Here is an 18,299-nt window from a genome sequence, read left to right as displayed (position 1 = left end):
TCGGAGAGATCGACTGCGTACGCCAGCCAGCAGTAGCTCCCATGCCAGGATCGAACGCGCTGTCATCGGCACGAGCGGGTGGCGCCGCCCGCCTGGCGACCGTACGTAGCGCCCACTCGGCGGCTACGGACGAGGATGCCCGACCGCTCCAGCCGAGCGCTGATCTCGCAGGCGACACCTCGCACGATGCCCGGCGCATACGGAACACTGGCGGGCATGGCTGACTTGGGCGATGCGAAGGCTGCGCTACACCACTACCTGCAGGCGGCTCGCGAAGACCTGATCTGGAAGCTCGACGGGCTGAGCGAACGCGAGGCCAGACTGCCCCGCACCGCGACCGGCAACAACCTGCTGGGAGTCGTCAAGCATTGCCTCAATGTCGAAGCCGGCTACTTCGGGCCTACCTTCGGGCGCGAATTCCCGACGCCTGAGGAACTGGTCCCCATGCAGGCGTTCGAGGAGGACCCGCAGGCAGACTGGTACGCGCGGGAGGAGGAGACGAAGGATGGGCTGATCGATCTGTATCGCCGTGTCGGGGTGTTCGCGGATCAGACGATCGAACAGCTACCGCTCGACGCGCCGGGGCGGGTGTCGTGGTGGCGGCCAGGTGGACAGGACGTGACGCTGCAAAAAATCATCGTCCACGTAACCTGCGACCTCGCTCGTCACGCCGGTCACGCCGACATCATGCGCGAGCAGCACGACACGGCGATCGGCCTGCGGCGGGAGAACACCAACATCCCTCACGACTATGACTGGCCGGCGTACGTCACCAGGCTGACGAAGCTGGCTGACCGCTTCGGATAGCCGCCCGGTCCCGTCGGTGCAGTCGGTGACTTCAGCATCCGCACTTCGGCGGGTGAGGACGCCACGGCTGGCCAGCGCGACAAGGAGCGGACCACCAACCCATCCGCCACGGCGGCTCAGCGGAGCCGACAAGCTGGCGGCGAAACTCCAGAGGTGCGGACGCAGCAGCCGCGTCACGGTCTGTTCCGCCGCGGGCTCGGCGCCCCTCATTGGTGGTGGGGCAGACCGCTCCCCCACCGGGGCAAGGTCCGAGGCGTTCATCGTTCTCCCGTCTTCATCGATCTCTCCTCACGACCAGGCCGGCGGTCGCGCCGATGGCCGTACCCCCGGTCGGCCAGCCGGTTGTGTCGATCGCCCGGGCCATGTGGGCCATGGCGGCGGTGACGTGGAACAGAAACCGGCCGGCCGAGGCGATCACCCGGTGAGGCCCCCGCGGAGGAACTCGGTGATCTCCGCTCGTGCGGCCTTGGCCTGGGGTACCACGCCCGGCATGCTGAGGAACGCGTGCGTGGCTCCGGGGTACTCGGTGAGCCGTGCGGCGGTCCCGGCCGCCCGCAGTCGTTCGGCGTAACGGCGGCCGTGATCGGCCACCGGATCCAGGGTCGGCACCACGACGAGCGCGGGGGCCAGCCCGCTCAGGTCGTCGGCATACAGCGGCGACAACGCGCGAGGATCCGTTCCCGGCGGCACGGCGAGCCGCTGGAACAGCCGCATCTGCGGCATGGTGAGGGTCGGGCTGTTGGCGTGTTCGTGCATCGAAGCGTGCTCGAACCCCGCCGCGGTGAGGTCAACGGCCGGGTTGACCAGCACCTGTGCCCGCAGGAGCGGGCCGGACTTCTTGGCCCGTATCGCGGCCAGGGCGGTGACCATCGAGCCGGTGCTCTCGCCGAAGACGGCGATCCGGGCCGGGTCGATGCCCCACTGCGCGGCGTGCTGCACCACGTGCAGAAGCACGTCCCAGCCGTCGTCGACGGCCGCCTGCAGCGGAGTCTGAGGATCGAGGAGCCGATGCTCGACCGACACGACGAGCCCGGGTAGCCGCGCGGCGAGGTGGCTGTTCACCCAGTCGCTCTGCACCGCCGTGCCCACGAATCCGCCTCCGTGAACATGGAGCACGAGTGGCAGGCCGGCCCGGGCGGCGCCTTCGCCCTCGCGCCCGGGCGACGGCCGGTACGTCCGGACGCGGAGCCTGCGTCCGGGAAGTGCGACCTCCTGCCACTGGATCGTGACGCCGCGGTCCGGAAACCCGGTGATCAGCCGCGCCAGGCGGGACGACCGCTCACGGTTCACCGCCTCCCGCAGCACCACCAGTTCCTCGGCCGTCATCGCCGACCAGTCCGGCTCCTTGCCCAGGGCCTGCATCAGCCGGATGCCCAGCGGTGCCCGCTCCGCGGTGACCTCGCTCATGGTTCTCCTCGACACTTTGTGGTTTCGATACCGAGAGTATCGATACCTAAGGTAGCGTAATCGGCTACCGTGTCAACATGACCCCTGGGACCACATCCGCCAGGCCGCCCGGCCGTCCGCGCACCGGCGTCAACGCCGCCGTCTTCACCGCGACGCTGAGCACCGTCCACGAGCTGGGCTACGCGCGCGCCACCGTCGACCGCATCGCCGCCACGGCCGGCGTCGCGAAGACGACGATCTACCGTCGCTGGCCGTCCAAGGGCGCGCTGGTCGTGGACTGCCTCCTCGACGCGTTCGGCCCGGTGCCGGTGGCGAGCGGCAGTCAAGCTCAGCTCGTTTCCTCGGCCATCCATTGGATCGCGGCGAAGATCGGCGAGCCCGGGGTGGGCGACGCGTTCGCCGGCGTGTTCAGTGACGCCGTCAGCGATCCGACCCTGCGCGAGATCCTGTCCGCGCGGCTGCAGGAGCCGTACCGGCTCGCGCTCCAGGAAGCCCTCGGCGAGCCGGAGAACCGGGTCCTGCTCCTCATCGACGTCGTCGTCGGGACCCTGCTCCACCGGATGGGCATGACCGGCGAGCCGATGACCGACGCTGACGTCGCGGCACTGGTCGAGATGGTCCTGCCGCACTTTGCCGACGACGGCGGTCGGCCCAGACCTGCCGTCGACTGACGGCGGCACCGGAAAGGAGACGCCGGCCGCCGACCGCGCCTGTGGACCGAGCAGGCGTAGGCCGCGCTCGACCGGCTGACAGGCGACGAGGCCGCGAGGCGCTGTCGCTCACTCGTCCACCTCTCACGTGGGGGCACGAACGGGGCATTCACGGATTCGGAACACGGGGTGACGAGGCGCGATCCGGCGGGACTCCGGCAAGGGGGCTGCCGGCCCCAGCCCCAGGTGCGCCCGTGCGCCAGGCGCGGCGGCGAGGTAGCGGCGCAGGATCTCGGCGCGACGCTCGGACGCGATCTCCTCGATCAGGATCGGGGTCTCGCGACCCCGACGGCGGAGCGCGGCCCTACCGCCCGCCGCCTGGACGTTCCGCACCCAGTTCGCATCCGGCCCGAGCATCGACACGAGGTATTCGGCACGGCGGTAGGCCGTGACGCGACCGGAAGCGAGGTGACGTTGCCGCTGTGATGCCCCAGCACCTTCAGCACGGCAGCGTGGCGCGGCGACAACCACCGAGCCCTCGTACACCAGGACATCGAGCTGGTTCATCAGCCGCATGAGCCCGTTCGGCCGTCCTCCCCGATACATCGCGCGCTTGACTGACGCGACCGCGCGTACGACAGCTCGCCCGAGGCTCCGCGCCCGCACGGCGCGTTCGGTCGCGACTGCTTGTTCACTTGCCCTATGACCGGTGTCTGGCGAGGCTCGGTCCAGGCGCCCGGGCTGTCGCTCTCTCATCGGCTGCCCACGCTGGTCGTGTGGTGTTTGGCCTGCGCGGTCCCGGGCGTCGCCTAGCGGTCCGGGCTGTCGGCGGCGGCCATGACGCGCAGCGCGTTGGGGTCCAGGCCGATCCGGATCGGGGTCTCGCCGTACGGCTCCCCGTCCACCTCCACGGGCGCCGGCCGGTCGGTCTCCAGCCAGAGTTCGCGTACGGCGAGGAACGGCTCGTCGACGAGGGTGCGGCGATGGCCGGTGGCCGCGTTACGCGCCGTGTCCCGCAGCAGTCCGCGGCGGGTCGGGCCACCCACCGGGTACGCGACCAACAGCCGGTCGTCGGCGTCCGCGTCCGCGGTGATGGGCCGCCCCGCGTGGAAGCCGCCGTTCGCGACGTACAGCTGGTGGGTGAGGAACTCGTGCCGCCGTCCCTCGGCGCGTACGGCGGCGCGCAACGGCCGGTGCCGGGTCAGCAGCGCCAGGGCGGTCATCGGGTACGCGATCCGGCCGATGACCCGCTTGAGCCGGGGCGGTGTCCTGAGCATCACGTCGGCGGAGAGGCCGATGCCGATGTGGTTGGTGAACCGCATGTTGCCCACGAGTCCGAGGTCGACGTCGATCACCTTGCCGTCGGTGAGGACCGCGACCGCCGCGTCGAGGTCGAGCGGGATGCCCACCGTACGCGCGAAGTTGTTGGTGGTGCCCAGCGGCAGCAGGCCGAGCGCGATGTCGCGGTGGGCGAGCAGGCGCGCGGCGGTGCCGATCGTGCCGTCGCCACCGCCGGCGACCAGGAGGTCCGGCCCGAGGTCGGCGGCGGCGGCGAGGCTCTGCTCGAGTTCGGCGGGCCGGTCGACCGGATAGGTGCCCAGCAGGGTGAAGCCGGCCGCGACCAGCCGCGACCGGGTCTCCTCGTAGAGCTGGCGGCCCCGGCGGGAGTGGGCGTTGACGACCAGCACCGCCCGCCGCTCCCGCCGGATGGCCGCGCTCAGCTCCTGCTTCGTCCGCATAGGGCCCGACCCTAGCGCCGGACGGCCGGCGGACGGCGCACGCCCGCCGGGTGTTCGGGTCGGCGGTGCCGTTCGCCACCCGGTTGATGGTGCGCGCCGCCCACAGCGATTCGGGCCGGTGATCAGCGAGACGGGCGCAGGGTGACTGGTGGGCCGAACCGGACCGGCACGCCGGGGGAATACAGCACGCTGGCCGGCGGTCCGGTCGGCGCCGGCAGCCCGGCGGCGGTGACCAGCTCGTCGTCCAGGTGCAGCAGTTCGGCCCGGTGCAGCGGCCAGCGGGGATGCCAGTTCGGCAGGTGCCGCGTGCGACCGTACGCCCGGGTGTGCAGCCCCCACCGGGCGGTGACGAAATGCTCCAGCGGGGTCGGCTCGGCGATCGCCCCACCCACCCGGACCACCATCCGGCTCGCCGCACAGGGCGGGCCGGGCCAGCGACGCCGGCACCGGTAGGTGCGGCGGTCGCCGTCCCGGTCCAGCCGCATCGCCGACCACATGTACGGCAGCCGCAGGGTCGCCCGGGCGACCAGCACCGGGACCAGCCGGGACGCGTCGAGCGAGCGGAACACCACGGCCCGCCGGCCGGCGCCGTCGACCGAGTAGAGCCGGACGTTGGTCTCCCAGAAGCTGCCGAGGTACGGCACCCCCGGCCCACGGCCGAGGCCCAGCCCCACCATGCGGAAGCCGACCAGGCCCACATAGCTGAGCCCGTCGAGGGTGTCCGGGCGGGTGCCGGCCGGCAGCAGCGGCGCGACGAGCTCCGGAGCGACCGCCCAGTGCAGGAAGGCGAGGTCCTCCCAGCGCTGCCGCAGGATCGCTCGCGGGAACGCCTGCTCGGGCGCGCAGTCGACCGGCTCGATGTACACGTGCCCATCCTGCCCGGCGGCACCGGGTGACGCTCCCCTCCCGGGCGTGATCTCGACATTTCCGGGAAGACGGGCGCGGCAGGGCGCTGCCCCGGGCGCCCGGGTGCGAGGCGAGCGGACATGACCCGTGCGCGGGCAGCGGGCTTATCGCCGCCTGGGACCGATCCGGAAGTGGAGCGAGGTAGATGGCAGGAAGAACCACCTTTGGCGTCCGATCGCTGACGGACAGCCTCGGCATCGAACGGGCGAGCCAGGGCCGCAGGTCCGAAAGGCTGGCGCGGCTCCTCGGCTGGGCCAGTGTCGGCCTCGGAGCAGCGGCGCTCGGCGCCCGGCCGCAGGTCAGCCGGATGTGCGGCATCGACGATTCGCGCACCGCCCGGACGGTGCTGCGGATCGCCGGCGTGCGGGAGTTCGGGCACGCCGCCGCGCTGCTGATTCCGCGCCGGGCGGGGTGGGGAGCGTGGACGCGGGTCGCCGGCGACATCATGGACCTCGCCGCCAGCGGCCGGGCGCTGCGGAACCGCCACGACGAGCGGCGACGGCGGCTGCGCTACACGACCTGGGCGCTCGCCGGCATCACCGCTGTCGACCTCTACACCGCGGTACGGGTCACCCGGGGCCGACGGATGACGGGCGACAACCAGGTGGAGGCGTCGATCACGGTCAACCGCAGCGTCGAGGACACCTACCGGTTCTGGCACGACTTCGAGAACCTGCCACGGTTCATGTACCACCTGAAGTCGGTGCGGATAGCCGGCAACCGGCGTTCCCGCTGGACGGCGAAGGCCCCGGCCGGCGGCAGCGTCGAGTGGGAGGCGGAGGTCGTCGACGACCGCCCCGGCGAGCTGATCAGGTGGCGCTCCGTGGCGGGGGCACAGGTGCCCAACTCCGGGTGTGTGCGGTTCAGGCCGACGGCGGGCGGACGCGGCACGGAGGTCCATGTCGAGCTGACGTACTCGGTGCCGGGCCGGCGGTTCGGCGCGATGGTGGCCAAGATGTTCGGCGAGAGCCCGCAGCAGCAGACCTGCGACGACCTGCGGCGGTTCAAGCAGGTCATCGAGACCGGCGAGATCACGAAGTCCGACGGCAGCCCGCAGGGCAGCAGCGTCCAGCAACAGGTGAAACAGCGCCCCGCCCAGCCGCTGCCGACCCGCTGACCGGTCGAGAGAAGGCAGGAAGCACATGAGAGCCACCTGTTGGGTCGCCCCGAACAAGGTATCCGTCGACGACGTGCCCGACCCGCAGATCATCAACCCCCGGGACGCGATCGTGCAGATCACGTCGTCCGCGATCTGCGGCTCGGACCTGCACCTGCTCCAGGGATACCTCCCGGCGATGAGGAAGGGCGACGTGCTCGGCCACGAGTTCATGGGCGAGATCGTGGAACTGGGCCACGGCGTCCGGGACGGGCTGGGTGTCGGCGACCGGGTCGTGGTGGCCTTCCCGATCGCCTGTGGCAACTGCGTCGCCTGCGCGAACGGCCTCTACTCCATCTGCGAGAACTCCAACCCCAACGCGGCCGTCGCCGAACTGGCGATGGGTCACTCGCCCGCGGGTGTCTTCGGCTACTCCCACCTGCTCGGCGGCTACGCCGGCGGTCAGGCGCAGTACGTACGCGTGCCGTACGCCGACGTCGGGGCGCTCAAGGTCGAGGACGACCTGCCGGACGAGAAGGTGCTGTTCCTGTCCGACGTCCTGCCGACCGGCTACATGGCCGCCGAGATGTGCGACATCGAGCGCGGCGACGTCATCGCCATCTGGGGGGCGGGGCCGGTCGGTCAGCTCGCCGCCGCCAGCGCCTTCCTCCTCGGCGCGGAACGGGTGATCGTCATCGACCGCTTCCCGTACCGCCTCGCGATGGCGCGGGAGAAGACGGGCGCGGAGACGATCAACTACGAGGAGACCGACGTCCTCGACGCCCTGCGGGACATGACCGCCGGGCGCGGGCCCGACGCCTGCATCGACGCGGTCGGCGTGGAGGGGCATCACGCCTCGGCGGCGCTGCACGCGTACGACAAGGCCAAGCAGGCGCTCAAGATGGAGACGGACCGACCGCACGCGCTTCGGGAAGCCGTCCTGAGCTGCCGCAACGGCGGCACGATCTCGGTGATCGGCGCGTACGGCGGCTTCATCGACAAGTTCCCGATGGGCTCGTTCACGAACCGGTCGCTGACCATGCGGTCGGGCCAGACCCACGTGCAGCGCTACATGCGGCCGCTGCTGGAACGCATCCGTAAGGGCGAGATCGACCCGAGCTTCATCATCACCCACACCATGCGGCTCGACGACACGCCCCACGGCTACGACATCTTCAAGAACAAGCAGGAGGACTGCGTGAAGGTCGTCCTCAAACCCTGACCCTCGCGGTCGTGCCGGTCTAGGACGACGGCGCTCCGGTCCTGCTCCTCGCTGCGGCCCGTCTCCCGCCGCGACATCGCCTTCGCCACCTCGATGGAGAACGGTGACCCCGGCGGCCCGCATCAGGACCGGCGGCCCCTCGGCGGTCAGCTCGCCGACGCCAGCCGCCCGCCGTCGGCCAGCACGTCCCGGGCCTGACGGGCGAGCAGGAGGTGCTCGGAGCGCCGGGCGAGTTCCTCGCCGAGGCGGGCGTGCCGCGCCGCCTCCGCCTCCCGCCCGGTGCGCCGTGGCCAGACCGATGTGGGCGCAGACCTCCGCGCGGCGGTAGCCGATCTCCCGGCTCAGCCGCAGGGCCCGGTGCAGGAGGTCCTCCACGCCTGCCGCCACCTTGTGACCAAGGTTTGAATGATGGTTCAATTCTTGCGTGGTCTACCGGAGCACCGACCGTGTGAAGGCTCGGCTGAGCGCGTCCCGCGACCGGATCATCGTCGCCGCCCTGGAGATCATGGCCGGGCACGGGTACGCCGGCTGTTCCGTCGCCGCCGTCGCCGAGCGGGCCGGCATGGCCACCGGCAGCGTCTACCGCCACTTCCCCACCAAGGCCGACCTGTTCGCCGAGGTGTTCCGCACCGCCTCCCAGCGGGAGGTGGACGCGGTCGCGCGCGCGGCAGCGCTGGAGCCCACGGTCGCCGCGCAGGTGTCCGCCGTCATCGAGACGTTCTCCGGCCGCGCGCTGCAGTCCCCGCGGTTGGCGTACGCCCTGCTCGTCGAGCCGGTCGACCCGGCGGTCGACGCCGAGCGGCTCGTCTTCCGCCGGGCGTACGCCGAACTGATCGCCGGCTACGTCGCGGCCGGCGTGGCGAGCGGTGAGCTGCCCCCGCAGGACCCGGAGCTGACCGCGACCGCTCTCGTCGGTGCCCTGGCCGAAGCGATGGTCGGCCCGCTGGCGGCCGGGGTCGCCGGCCCGAGCACCATCCCTAGCCTGATCACGTTCATCCACCGTGCGATTGGAGTGTCGCCTTGACGACGCACGAGGTCCGCAACCAGGTCCCCCCGCTGGCCGGCTACGACGCGGCGGACGACCCGGCGCTGCTCGACGGGCTCGCCCGGGAGGGTGCCGGGTGGGCCACCGCGGAGCTGCACGAGCTCGGCCGGATCGGCGGCGCCGAGCAGGCGATCGAGTACGGGCGGCTGGCGAACGAACACCCGCCGGTCCTGCGCACCCACGACCGCTACGGCCACCGGATCGACGAGGTGGAGTTCCACCCGGCCTGGCACGAGCTGATGCGCACCGCGGTCACGCACGGGCTGCACGCCGCGCCGTGGGCGGACGACCGGCCCGGCGCGCACGTGGCCCGGGCCGCCAAGTTCTACACCTGGCGCCCCGACGCCGGGCACGGCTGCCCCATCTCCATGACGTACGCGGCGGTGCCGGCGCTGCGGCACGACCCGGAGCTGGCCGCACGGTACGAGCCGCTGCTCACCGCCGCGACGTACGACTTCGGGCTGCGCGCGCCGCTCGGCAAGCGGGGGCTGCTGGCCGGCATGTCGATGACGGAGAAGCAGGGCGGCTCGGACGTACGCGCCAACGCCACCACCGCCCGCCCGGAGCCGGACGGCACCTACCGGCTCCTCGGGCACAAGTGGTTCACCTCGGCGCCGATGTGCGACGTCTTCCTCACCCTCGCCCAGGCGCCGGGCGGGCTCACCTGCTTCCTCGTGCCGCGGGTCCTCCCGGACGGCACGCGCAACCCGATGCGGCTGATGCGCCTGAAGGACAAGCTCGGCAACCGGTCCAACGCCTCGGCGGAGGTCGAGTACGAGCACGCGCTGGCCTGGCGCGTCGGTGACGAGGGCCGTGGCGTGCGCACCATCATCGACATGGTCAACCTGACCCGCCTCGACTGCGTCATCGGCGCGGCGGCCGGGATGCGCCAGGGCGTGCTCACCGCCGTCCACCACGCCACCCACCGGCAGGCCTTCGGCCGGTACCTCGCCGACCAGCCGCTGATGCGCAACGTCCTCGCCGACCTCGCGGTCGAGTCCGAGGCCGCCACCGTCCTGATGATGCGGCTCGCCGGGGCGACCGACCGCTCCGCGCGCGGTGACGCCGGCGAGACCGCGTTCAAGCGGCTCGCCCTCGCCATCGGCAAGTACTGGGTCTGCAAGCGCTGGCCGACGCACGCCGCCGAGGCCCTGGAATGCCTGGGCGGCAACGGCTACGTCGAGGAGTCCGGCATGCCGCGGCTGTTCCGCGAGTCGCCCCTGAACTCGATCTGGGAGGGCTCCGGCAACGTCGCCGCGCTGGACGTCCTGCGCGCCCTCGCCAAGGAACCGCAGGTCATGGAGGCTTTCCAGGCCGAGGTGGCCACCGCCGCCGGCGCCGACCCGCGGCTCGACGCCGCCGTACGAGGGGTGCGGGCCGACCTGGCCGACCACGGCGACCTCGAGCTGCGGGCCCGCCGCGTCGTCGAACGGCTGGCGCTCGTCCTGCAGGGCTCGCTGTTGGTGCAGCACGGCCACCCCGCCGTCGCCGACGCCTTCTGCGCCTCGCGCCTCGGCGGGGACCACGGCCACGCGTTCGGCACCCTGCCGCCCGGAGTCGACTTCGCCACGATCATCTCCCGCGCCGTGCCCAAGGTGGGCTGAGGCCACCGCGGCACTCCCCCACGATCCGGACCCGGCGCGTCACACCGATTCGACGATCTCCGACTCGCGGGGGATGCCCTGCTCGACCACCACCGGCGGCCCGCCGGGTCGACGCCACGCCCGGTAGTCCCGGAAGGACATGGGGAGGCCGCGCGCGGCGAACGGATCCGCGGAGTCCATGACCTGGATGTGCAGGTGCGGCTGCGTGGAGTTGCCCGAGTTGCCGCAGTCGGCCAACTCCCGGCCGGCCGCCACGGGCTCGCCCTCGCCCACCCGGATCGAGCCGGCGCGCAGGTGGGCGAGCACGACGTACCCGCGACGGCCCGCCAGCTCGAGGATCACGTGGTTGCCGGCGAGCGCGCCCGCGCCCCCGCGAGCCCGGGACGCCTGGGTCAGGGCGTAGGGCACCCGCGCGAGCGGTGACCGCCGCGCCACGTGGTCCACCTCGCCGTCGTGGACCGACACCACCCTGCCGGCGGCGGGCGCGAGGATGGGCTGACCGAACGCGAAGAACCGCTCCGCCGGCTCCGTGGCCAACAGCGCGCGCCAGTCCCGCGTGGTCGCCGTGCGCCGGCCCCGCACCGCGACGAAGTCCATGGCGTACGTCGTGGCGAACAGGTGGGTGCCGTGGCTCGGCACGCGCCGGGCCGGGCTGTTGCGCGCGAGCCACGTGCCGCGAAACGGTAGCGTGAGCACGACGTGGTCGAGAGCGGAGATCGTGAACCTCCCGTGTCACCTGCTCGTCCCCGCCACGAACTCTACCGGTGGACCGCCGTCAACGACGTGAGCCGGGCGTGCCGGCCCCGTCTCCCAGGCGGGGCAGGCCGGCCAACCAGCGGTCCAGGGCTGCCGGCGAGCGGAACAGCAGCACCGGCGGCCCGGTCGGGTCGGCCTGCCAGGCCCGCATCCGTCGCCGGGCCCGGCCGAAGGCGGTGAGGTGCCACACCAGGATCGAGTCCCGGGACAGCACGCTGCCCAGCGACTCGCGGTTGCCGTTGCAGATCTCCTCCCCCGTCCGCAACCGGCGGACGGTGCGACGCAACAGGCGCCCGAAGGAGCACCAGCGCGGGTAGTCCAGGCCGACGACCAGGTCGGCGCGGGTCAGCACCACGTCCCGCCACCCGTGGTATGCGCCGTCGAGGATCCATCGGTCGCGTCGGCAGATCGCCTCGATCCGGCTGCGCTGCTGCGCGACCGGCACCTCGACCCAGCCGGGCTCCCAGAGCAGGTCGTCGACGGGGTACCACGGCAACCCCAGGTGCCGGGCCAGCCGCGCCGCCAGGGTGGACTTGCCGGCGTCGTACACCGCGTAGATGAGGATGCGCGAGGGAGCGCTCATCGCGGCAGCGTACGCCGGTGGCGCCACACCGCCCGGTCCACCGTGTCCCACCCCGCCGTCAGGCTCGCCAGCCTGGCCGGGGTGGCGGGACTATCCTCGCCGGGTATGAGCCAACGCGTCGGTCCGGCCCAGCCTCCCTTGTGGCGTGACCGCAACTTCGGCGCGTACTGGGCGGCGCAGTCGCTCTCCGCCGCCGGTGACTCGTTCGCCTACATCGCGGTGCCGCTGCTGGTGCTGCACGCGACCGGGTCGGTCGCCCAGATGGGCCTGCTCACGGCCGTGGCCGGCGCCGCCTCCGTCGGCGCGGGGGTCTTCGGCGGCGTCCTGGTCGACCGGTACGACCGGCGGACACTCATGGTCGCCGCAGACCTGGCCCGCCTGGTGCTCTACGCCCTCGTTCCCCTGGCCTGGCTCGCCGGCCCACAGATCTGGCTGCTCTTCGTCGTCCTGCCCATCTGCGAGGCGGCCGGCATGGTGTTCCAGGTCGCCGCGGTGACCGCGGTACGCAACCTCGTCGACCGACACCGGATCACCGAAGCCAACGGGCGGCTGCAGGCGACCTACGCGACGGCGGCCGTGGGCGGGCCACTGCTCGCGGGTGTGGTGTCCGCCCGATTCGGTCCCACGGCGGCCATCGCCATCAACGCGGCCAGTTTCGCCCTGTCAGCCGCCGGCCTCTGGCTGGTCCGGCTCCGGCAGCCCGCCGAGGGTGAAGGGACCGGCGGCGGGCTGGGGCGGGAGACGCGACTGGCCGAGTTCCTGGCCGGCGCCCGGTTCCTCTGGCGTCAGCCCGTGCTCCGCTCGCTGACCATCCTGCTGTCGGTCTTCATCTTCCTGACGTACGGATTCACCGACGTGCTCATCTACCACGTCAAGTACGACCTCGGCGGCTCCGACGGCACCGTCGGCACGGTGCTCGGGCTGGCGGCGCTGGGCACGATCGCCGGAGCGCTGCTGGCGGCGCCGTTACGCCGCAGGCGTGGCTTCGGAGTCACCTGGATCGGCGCGGTGTCGATGTGCGGTCTCGCCATCGCCGGCATCGGCGTCGTCGGAGACGTGCACGGCGTCACCGTGCTGACCGCGGTATACCTGTGCGGCGTCAGCGTGGGCGGGATCTGCTCGATGTCGCTGCGCCAGGAGATCACGCCCGATCACCTGCTCGGGCGGGTCACGTCGGCTTTCTGGAGCACGCACTACTCGCTCGGCCCGGCCGGTGCCGCGGTGCTGACCTGGGCCGCCGGCCGGTACGGCGTCACCGCGGTGGCTCTCGTCGCCGGAACAGGGTGTCTCCTGGTCGCGGTCGGCGGACTGTTCACGCCCATCCGCCGGGCCGGCGCCGAGCCGGTCGCCCACGAGCCGGAGCTTCAGCGGGCCACCACCTGAGGCGGGCTACGGTCGCCTTCACGACGACAGCCTTCACCTTGTCGGCTCCAGGTTGTTCACTTCGGTCGCAGCGCCGCAACAGCGAAAGGGGTCGCCGTCATGTCGATCAGCCACACCAGTGTCGGTGACTCCGACGCGAGCCCGGTCACCGTCGGGCACGGGCCGCGCAGGGTGCTGGCGCTACACGGCTGGTTCGGGTCGGCGCGGGGCTGGGGCTGGCTGCCGGAACTGATCGACGTCGAGCGCTTCACCTGGGCTTTCCTGGACTACCGGGGCTACGGTGCGCGCACCAGCGTCGCGGGCGACCACAGCATCGCCGAGATCTCCCGTGACGCCCTGGCCCTCGCCGACTCCCTCGGCTGGGACACGTTCTCGGTGGTCGGGCACTCCATGGGCGGCAGCGCCGCCCAGCGGGTGCTCGCCGACGCGCCGGAGCGGGTGGACCGGCTCGTCGGCATCAGCCCGGTCCCGGCCGGTGGTGTGCCCTTCGACCTGCAGGGCTGGGCCCTGTTCGACGGCGCCGCCGCCAACCCGGGCAACCGGCGCGCCATCATCGACCTCACCACCGGCAACCGGCTCTCCGGCCGCTGGCTGGACGAGATGGTGCGGTTCTCCCTCGACCACTGCACCCGGGAGGCGTTCGGCGCCTACCTCACGGCCTGGGCGCGTACCGACTTCACGGACGACGTGAAGGGCAACCAGGTGCCGGCGCTCGCCGTCGTCGGCGAGCACGACCCGGCGCTGGGCGCCGACACGATGCGCGAGACCTGGATGCGCCACTACCCGAACGCCCGGCTGGAGGTACTCGCCAACGCGGGGCACTACGCGATGTACGAGACCCCGGTGCGGTTGGTCACGGTGCTCGAGGAGTTCCTCGGGCAGTGAGCGTCGATCCGGCGCCCCTGGTCGATCCCCGCACCTACGTCGACGGCGTTCCGTACGACCTGCTCGCCACGCTGCGCGCGACCAGCCCGGTGGTGTGGGTCGAGGAGCCCCCGCTGCTCGGGCTGCCCGGCGGTCCGGGCTTCTGGCTGGTGCTCCGACACTCCGACGTGACGGCCGTGCTCAGGCAGCCAGGGCTCTTCTCGTCGGCGCTCGGCGCCACCCAGATCCGCGACCCGGCGACCCCGGAGGACCTGGGTTACGTCCGGCGGATGATGCTCAACATGGATCCGCCGGAGCACGGCCGGCTGCGCCGGCCGGTCGCCCGCTCGTTCACCCCGCGCGCGGTGGCCGCGCTGGAGGCGTCGATCCGCGCGAACGCGGCGGCGCTCGTCGAACGCGCGCTCGGCGACGCGGACGAGGGCAACTGCGACTTCGTCCGCGACCTCGCCGCCGACCTGCCGCTGCTCACCCTCGCGGACGTGCTCGGGGTGCCGGAGCGCGACCGCTGGCTGCTGTACGACTGGTCGAACCGGGTGATCGGCTTCCAGGATCCGGACTACGCCGTGTCCGCCGCCTTCGACCCGCAGGCCGGCACCGCCGCGGCCCGCGAGGCGCTGCGGCACCGGCCGGTGCCGGACGCCGACGGCCGGATGCCGGATCCGCGCGCCCGGGCCGGCATGGCCGACCTCTACGCGTACGCGCACCTGCTGGCCGGGTCGAAGCGCCGCAACCCGGGACAGGACGTCATGTCCATCCTGCTGGCGCACCGCGGCGACGACCGGCTCTCGGTGGACGAGTTCGAGAACATGTTCTGGCTGTTCGCCGTGGCCGGCAACGAGACCGTCCGCAACGGCCTGCCCGGCGCGATGATCGCCCTGCTGGAGCATCCGGCGGAGATGGCGCGGCTACGCCGGGACCCAACGCTGTTCGACACCGCCGTCGACGAGCTGCTGCGCTGGTGGACGCCGGTGATGGTGTTCCGGCGTACCGCCACGGTGGACACCGCCGTCGCCGGGGTGTCGGTGCGGGCCGGGGACAAGGTGGTGGTCTCGTTCGCGTCGGCCAACCGCGACGAACGGGTCTTCGCCGAGCCCGACCGACTCGACCTCGCCCGTCACCCCAACCCGCACCTCGTCTTCGGTCACGGGCCGCACTTCTGCCTCGGCGCGCACCTGGCCAGGTGCCAGCTCCGTGCGCTGCTCCAGGAACTGCTTGCCCGCACCGCCAGCGTCGCGTACGCGGGCCCACCCGACTACCTGCGCTCGAACTTCCAGCGCGGCGTCAAGCGCCTGCCGATCCGCTGGCGGCGCCGCTGATCACGCCCCCGACCCCGCCGAATCACCGGTGTGCCGTGCGGCCCAGGCAGGCGGAACCGGCCGGTTCCGGTGATGACGGGGCTGCGGCGCTCCAGCAGGACCACGTCGCGCCAGCGGCCGTGGTGGCGGCCGACCCGCTCGCGGATGCTATCCGCTCGGCGTCCTGTGGCGTCATGGGTCGGACGGTGATGCCGGCCATGTCGCGGCCTGTCGGGGTGTTGCCGGTTCGCAGGGGAAGGCGACGTCGACGCACGGTTCAGTGTCGGTCGCGGTGTCCCAGTTCTGGTAGTAGATCTCCCGCGCGGACGCACTCAGCCGCTGGTCGTGATCTCGGAGCCACGTGTCCAGCGCGTCGTAGGCCCGCAGGATCGCCGGATAGACCGCCTCCGCCTTCGTCAGCGACACGTACGCCTGCCGGTGGGCTCGCTCGATCCGGACCCCCACCGACCCCTCGGGCTCTACCGGATCACCCGTCGGGGCACACACCTCGACAGGCCCGTCGGAGTCCTCGGTGACCAGGCCGTGGTAGGCGACGAACACGGGCCCGGACAGCGTGCCGCCGGCGGCGGTCAGGTGGTCGAACAGCAGGCGCGTCGCTTCGGGCAGGAAGGACGGAAGGCGATCGGCGGTCACGTGTCGCTGGATGAAGATCACCTTCTGGGTGGGCACGTCGCGGCACCGGACCCCGGACGCGACCCCCGAGGCCGCTCGATCGTCGAGGAGATCCAGCAGGTGACGCACCAGCGGCCGACGGGCGTGGTGCGCGGCCTCGGCGTCCCGCCAGTACGCCTCCACCCTGTCGACCGCCTGCGGGCCGGGAAGGCCGAGCACCTCCGCGATGGCCGCCATGGGCATGCCGATCGCGCGCAGCAGGGTGACGCGGCGGGCCCGTTCCAGTTCCGCGTCGCCGTAGTACCGGTAGCCGGTCCGGGCGTCGACGTGGGCCGGGCACAGCAGTTGACGCTCCTCGTAGAGGCGCAACGCCTTCGCGCTCAGTCGGGACCGATTCAGGAACTCACCGCTCGTCAACCACCGTGGCATGGTCGCGAGTCTGCCCTCCGCCCCAGGGGCAGGGTCAAACAGGCAGGTGTCGATCATCGGCCGGCATGACGCACCGGTCGCGCCAGCCATCGCCCGCCGCCACCTACCGCAACGGCGGCTCCGGCCACTCTCCCGCCCAGGCACCACCGGCGCGATCGTGAGGAGGCTTCGCCTCAGTCACCGTCGCCGTCGCCGCCGCCACACCCCCCGGTGTCACCCGAGGTCGCCAGCCACAACAGGCCGGCCGGGGTCGCGGCCTGGGTGGTCACGACCTGGTCGAGGCGTACGCGTGCCGGCAACCGCCGGTACTTCTCCGCGCCGCCGGGATCCTGCGTCCTGCGCGGCTTGTCAGGCTCCGACATGAGGGGATCTCCTCTCGCACAACTCGATGGGTCGCTGGCCATCTGATGGCCCGTATCACGTCATCCCGACACGTCGGCGGGGTTCACGGAGAGTTCCCGGGTGGCCCGCAGCGCCAGCATCGCCAGCGGCGCGCACACCAGCAGCAGGATCGCTGCCTCGGCAGCGCACACCGCTGTCACGGCAGCAGATACGCCGCCCCGCAGGACGTAGTCGGCGACGGACACGCCGCGCAGCGCGAGGGCAGCAATCCCCAGGAACAGGAGAGTCAGCGGCCAGTGGGCTGCCCGGGCCACTGCCGACGCGCGCAGGACGAGGTAGCCGACACCCGCTGCGGACACCGACAACGCACACAGGCCCGGCCAGTCGAGTGCGGCGAGTCGCAGCTCCTGCTCCACGGGAAGTGTCCACATCCCGATGACGTACAGGGGGCTCAGGAGGACACCGGCGACGAAGGCACGGATCCAGGTCCGGGTGCGCACGGGCGGAGCCTCCCGATGGAACGCCACCAACGCCAGCACCAGGCCGGTGTTGACGAGCACGATGAGCCAGGTGGTGGGGGGCGTGCCGCCAGGCAGGAACATCGCCTCGTAGGTCCTGGCGACCCAGTCCGCGACGAGGGGCACCGCCGCCAGCCAGCGGGCCGGCCTGGGCTGATTCACCGCGAGCGCGACGAACGCGGCGATCGCGAACAGACCAAGGGGATTGAACGCCAGGCGCCACGGTGCACCGGGCAGGTCGAACACCGGCTCGGTGGGCGGCGTCGGCAGCGGCGGAAAGTCGCCGGCGAGCCAGGGCATGACGCCGATCTCCACCGCCGCCGTGACGGCATGGAAGAGCAGGCCGAGCAGCGCCACCGCGCGGATCGCATCGCCCCGGAGCCGCGGCCTCGGCTCGGCGCCGACGCCGCCGAGCCGAAGCCGCGTAGCAAGCGCCAGGACGCTGAGGACTTCGTCTCTGTCCGGCCGGCCGTGGTCCCGGAGGTACGCGGCGTCCTCGGTGTCTTCCTCAGCGCCGACGCACTCCAGGAAGGTGCGGACCATGTCGTCCTCCCACCTCCGGCGATAGGAGGCTGGCAGAAGCGTCAGCAGCCGGCGGTACCGCTGCTCCAGACTGCTCGTCATGCCGCACCGCCGGCGGCCGGCCGCCACACACCGAGTCTTTCAGCGGCCGCACGGGCATTGGCGGCTTGGCGGTCAGCTTCCTCCGCCAACGCCCGCCCGCCGGAGTTGGTCAGCCGGTAGTACCGCCGGAGCCGACCCTGCTGCACCTCCTCGCGGTCCAGTTCCACCAGACCGTCGGTGACGAGCCGGTCGAGCACGCCGTAGAGCGTGCCCACCCTCAGGTGCACCCGCCCCCGCGACAACTCCTTCACCTCGTTGACGACGCCGTAGCCGTGGCAGGGCCCACCGGCCAGCGCTGTCAGGACGAAGAACGCCGCCTCGGTCATCGGTCGAGTCACCATGGCCACAATATATCGGGAGACAGGATATGCGTCC

At 72.2% G+C, this 18,299-nt stretch carries 19 protein-coding genes and 1 pseudogene; 9 read left to right on the top strand and 11 right to left on the bottom strand.

Annotation, left to right across the window (positions count from 1 at the left end):
- Positions 1-216: 216 nt before the first annotated feature.
- Complete coding sequence (locus ACGFZ2_RS15570; protein ID WP_393453931.1) at positions 217-807, top strand: DinB family protein; 591 nt, start codon at positions 217-219, stop codon at positions 805-807.
- Between the two features lie 414 nt (positions 808-1,221).
- Here the strand turns inward: ACGFZ2_RS15570 and ACGFZ2_RS15565 are convergent, their stop codons facing one another.
- On the bottom strand, positions 1,222-2,214 hold the full coding sequence (locus ACGFZ2_RS15565; RefSeq protein ID WP_393453928.1) for an alpha/beta hydrolase: 993 nt from the start codon (positions 2,212-2,214) through the stop codon (positions 1,222-1,224).
- A gap of 77 nt (positions 2,215-2,291) precedes the next feature.
- On the opposite strand from ACGFZ2_RS15565, the gene ACGFZ2_RS15560 reads away from it, so the two are divergent.
- A complete protein-coding gene (locus ACGFZ2_RS15560) occupies positions 2,292-2,885 on the top strand; it encodes a TetR/AcrR family transcriptional regulator (RefSeq protein WP_393453925.1) in 594 nt (197 codons plus the stop codon).
- Positions 2,886-3,008: 123 nt separating this feature from the next.
- Here the strand turns inward: ACGFZ2_RS15560 and ACGFZ2_RS15555 are convergent, their stop codons facing one another.
- From ACGFZ2_RS15555 to ACGFZ2_RS15545, 3 genes are all read right to left on the bottom strand, one after another.
- A complete protein-coding gene (locus ACGFZ2_RS15555) occupies positions 3,009-3,431 on the bottom strand; it encodes a nitroreductase family deazaflavin-dependent oxidoreductase (protein WP_393453922.1) in 423 nt (140 codons plus the stop codon).
- Between the two features lie 242 nt (positions 3,432-3,673).
- On the bottom strand, positions 3,674-4,603 hold the full coding sequence (locus ACGFZ2_RS15550) for a diacylglycerol/lipid kinase family protein (RefSeq protein WP_393453919.1): 930 nt from the start codon (positions 4,601-4,603) through the stop codon (positions 3,674-3,676).
- Between the two features lie 122 nt (positions 4,604-4,725).
- Complete coding sequence (locus ACGFZ2_RS15545; RefSeq protein WP_393453916.1) at positions 4,726-5,469, bottom strand: YqjF family protein; 744 nt, start codon at positions 5,467-5,469, stop codon at positions 4,726-4,728.
- Positions 5,470-5,654: 185 nt separating this feature from the next.
- Here ACGFZ2_RS15545 and ACGFZ2_RS15540 point away from each other — a divergent pair, with 185 nt between their 5' ends.
- The 4 genes from ACGFZ2_RS15540 (at position 5,655) to ACGFZ2_RS15525 (ending at position 10,476) form a co-directional block, all read left to right on the top strand.
- Positions 5,655-6,626 carry an SRPBCC family protein gene (locus tag ACGFZ2_RS15540; RefSeq protein ID WP_393453913.1) on the top strand — a complete coding sequence of 324 codons (972 nt, stop codon included), beginning with the start codon at positions 5,655-5,657 and terminating at the stop codon, positions 6,624-6,626.
- A 25-nt stretch (positions 6,627-6,651) separates the two neighbouring features.
- Complete coding sequence (locus ACGFZ2_RS15535; RefSeq protein ID WP_393453910.1) at positions 6,652-7,827, top strand: zinc-dependent alcohol dehydrogenase; 1,176 nt, start codon at positions 6,652-6,654, stop codon at positions 7,825-7,827.
- A gap of 424 nt (positions 7,828-8,251) precedes the next feature.
- Positions 8,252-8,851 carry a TetR/AcrR family transcriptional regulator gene (locus ACGFZ2_RS15530; protein WP_393453907.1) on the top strand — a complete coding sequence of 200 codons (600 nt, stop codon included), beginning with the start codon at positions 8,252-8,254 and terminating at the stop codon, positions 8,849-8,851.
- Entirely contained in the window at positions 8,848-10,476 is a 1,629-nt protein-coding gene (locus ACGFZ2_RS15525; protein WP_393453904.1) for an acyl-CoA dehydrogenase family protein, read from the top strand. Before ACGFZ2_RS15530 ends, ACGFZ2_RS15525 begins: the two co-directional genes overlap by 4 nt.
- Positions 10,477-10,515: 39 nt before the next feature.
- Here ACGFZ2_RS15525 and ACGFZ2_RS15520 read toward each other — a convergent pair whose 3' ends face one another.
- Entirely contained in the window at positions 10,516-11,172 is a 657-nt protein-coding gene (locus tag ACGFZ2_RS15520; RefSeq protein WP_393453901.1) for a M23 family metallopeptidase, read from the bottom strand.
- 79 nt (positions 11,173-11,251) lie between these two features.
- Positions 11,252-11,815, bottom strand: coding sequence for an adenylate kinase (locus tag ACGFZ2_RS15515; protein ID WP_393453898.1), 564 nt, complete (start codon positions 11,813-11,815; stop codon positions 11,252-11,254).
- Between the two features lie 105 nt (positions 11,816-11,920).
- Between ACGFZ2_RS15515 and ACGFZ2_RS15510 the strand changes: the two genes are divergently transcribed.
- From ACGFZ2_RS15510 to ACGFZ2_RS15500, 3 genes are all read left to right on the top strand, one after another.
- Positions 11,921-13,198: an MFS transporter gene (locus tag ACGFZ2_RS15510; protein ID WP_393453895.1), complete on the top strand. Its 1,278-nt coding sequence runs from the start codon at positions 11,921-11,923 to the stop codon at positions 13,196-13,198.
- A 99-nt stretch (positions 13,199-13,297) separates the two neighbouring features.
- Positions 13,298-14,083: an alpha/beta fold hydrolase gene (locus ACGFZ2_RS15505; protein ID WP_393453892.1), complete on the top strand. Its 786-nt coding sequence runs from the start codon at positions 13,298-13,300 to the stop codon at positions 14,081-14,083.
- Positions 14,080-15,399 carry a cytochrome P450 gene (locus ACGFZ2_RS15500; protein WP_393453889.1) on the top strand — a complete coding sequence of 440 codons (1,320 nt, stop codon included), beginning with the start codon at positions 14,080-14,082 and terminating at the stop codon, positions 15,397-15,399. Before ACGFZ2_RS15505 ends, ACGFZ2_RS15500 begins: the two co-directional genes overlap by 4 nt.
- 71 nt (positions 15,400-15,470) lie before the next feature.
- Here ACGFZ2_RS15500 and ACGFZ2_RS15495 read toward each other — a convergent pair.
- From ACGFZ2_RS15495 to ACGFZ2_RS15475, 5 genes and pseudogenes are all read right to left on the bottom strand, one after another.
- Positions 15,471-15,548 (bottom strand): annotated as a pseudogene (locus tag ACGFZ2_RS15495) (N-acetyltransferase); the annotation flags it as partial.
- A 22-nt stretch (positions 15,549-15,570) separates the two neighbouring features.
- Positions 15,571-16,440 carry a MerR family transcriptional regulator gene (locus ACGFZ2_RS15490; RefSeq protein WP_393453886.1) on the bottom strand — a complete coding sequence of 290 codons (870 nt, stop codon included), beginning with the start codon at positions 16,438-16,440 and terminating at the stop codon, positions 15,571-15,573.
- A 173-nt stretch (positions 16,441-16,613) separates the two neighbouring features.
- Positions 16,614-16,802: a hypothetical protein gene (locus ACGFZ2_RS15485; protein ID WP_393264375.1), complete on the bottom strand. Its 189-nt coding sequence runs from the start codon at positions 16,800-16,802 to the stop codon at positions 16,614-16,616.
- 60 nt (positions 16,803-16,862) lie between these two features.
- The gene (locus ACGFZ2_RS15480) at positions 16,863-17,951 is read right to left on the bottom strand and encodes a hypothetical protein (protein ID WP_393453883.1); all 1,089 of its coding nucleotides are present in this window, start codon (positions 17,949-17,951) and stop codon (positions 16,863-16,865) included.
- Positions 17,921-18,250 carry a PadR family transcriptional regulator gene (locus ACGFZ2_RS15475; protein ID WP_350706191.1) on the bottom strand — a complete coding sequence of 110 codons (330 nt, stop codon included), beginning with the start codon at positions 18,248-18,250 and terminating at the stop codon, positions 17,921-17,923. The genes ACGFZ2_RS15480 and ACGFZ2_RS15475 overlap by 31 nt, the downstream gene beginning before the upstream one ends.
- Positions 18,251-18,299: the final 49 nt, after the last annotated feature.

The organism is Micromonospora sp. NPDC048063 (genome assembly GCF_043202855.1).
GTDB lineage: Bacteria > Actinomycetota > Actinomycetes > Mycobacteriales > Micromonosporaceae > Micromonospora.
The sequence above is the reverse complement of the archived record's forward strand: the minus strand, read 5'-3'. Positions and strand labels throughout refer to the sequence as shown.

What these genes read in the sequence shown, in the direction of transcription:
- ACGFZ2_RS15570 (WP_393453931.1), top strand. Translation starts at nt 217, where the DNA reads ATGGCTGACTTGGGCGATGCGAAGGCTGCGCTACACCACTACCTGCAG.
- ACGFZ2_RS15565 (WP_393453928.1), bottom strand. Translation starts at nt 2,214, where the DNA reads ATGAGCGAGGTCACCGCGGAGCGGGCACCGCTGGGCATCCGGCTGATG.
- ACGFZ2_RS15560 (WP_393453925.1), top strand. Translation starts at nt 2,292, where the DNA reads ATGACCCCTGGGACCACATCCGCCAGGCCGCCCGGCCGTCCGCGCACC.
- ACGFZ2_RS15555 (WP_393453922.1), bottom strand. Translation starts at nt 3,431, where the DNA reads ATGAACCAGCTCGATGTCCTGGTGTACGAGGGCTCGGTGGTTGTCGCC.
- ACGFZ2_RS15550 (WP_393453919.1), bottom strand. Translation starts at nt 4,603, where the DNA reads ATGCGGACGAAGCAGGAGCTGAGCGCGGCCATCCGGCGGGAGCGGCGG.
- ACGFZ2_RS15540 (WP_393453913.1), top strand. Translation starts at nt 5,655, where the DNA reads ATGGCAGGAAGAACCACCTTTGGCGTCCGATCGCTGACGGACAGCCTC.
- ACGFZ2_RS15535 (WP_393453910.1), top strand. Translation starts at nt 6,652, where the DNA reads ATGAGAGCCACCTGTTGGGTCGCCCCGAACAAGGTATCCGTCGACGAC.
- ACGFZ2_RS15515 (WP_393453898.1), bottom strand. Translation starts at nt 11,815, where the DNA reads ATGAGCGCTCCCTCGCGCATCCTCATCTACGCGGTGTACGACGCCGGC.
- ACGFZ2_RS15510 (WP_393453895.1), top strand. Translation starts at nt 11,921, where the DNA reads ATGAGCCAACGCGTCGGTCCGGCCCAGCCTCCCTTGTGGCGTGACCGC.
- ACGFZ2_RS15505 (WP_393453892.1), top strand. Translation starts at nt 13,298, where the DNA reads ATGTCGATCAGCCACACCAGTGTCGGTGACTCCGACGCGAGCCCGGTC.
- ACGFZ2_RS15490 (WP_393453886.1), bottom strand. Translation starts at nt 16,440, where the DNA reads ATGCCACGGTGGTTGACGAGCGGTGAGTTCCTGAATCGGTCCCGACTG.
- ACGFZ2_RS15485 (WP_393264375.1), bottom strand. Translation starts at nt 16,802, where the DNA reads ATGTCGGAGCCTGACAAGCCGCGCAGGACGCAGGATCCCGGCGGCGCG.
- ACGFZ2_RS15475 (WP_350706191.1), bottom strand. Translation starts at nt 18,250, where the DNA reads ATGACCGAGGCGGCGTTCTTCGTCCTGACAGCGCTGGCCGGTGGGCCC.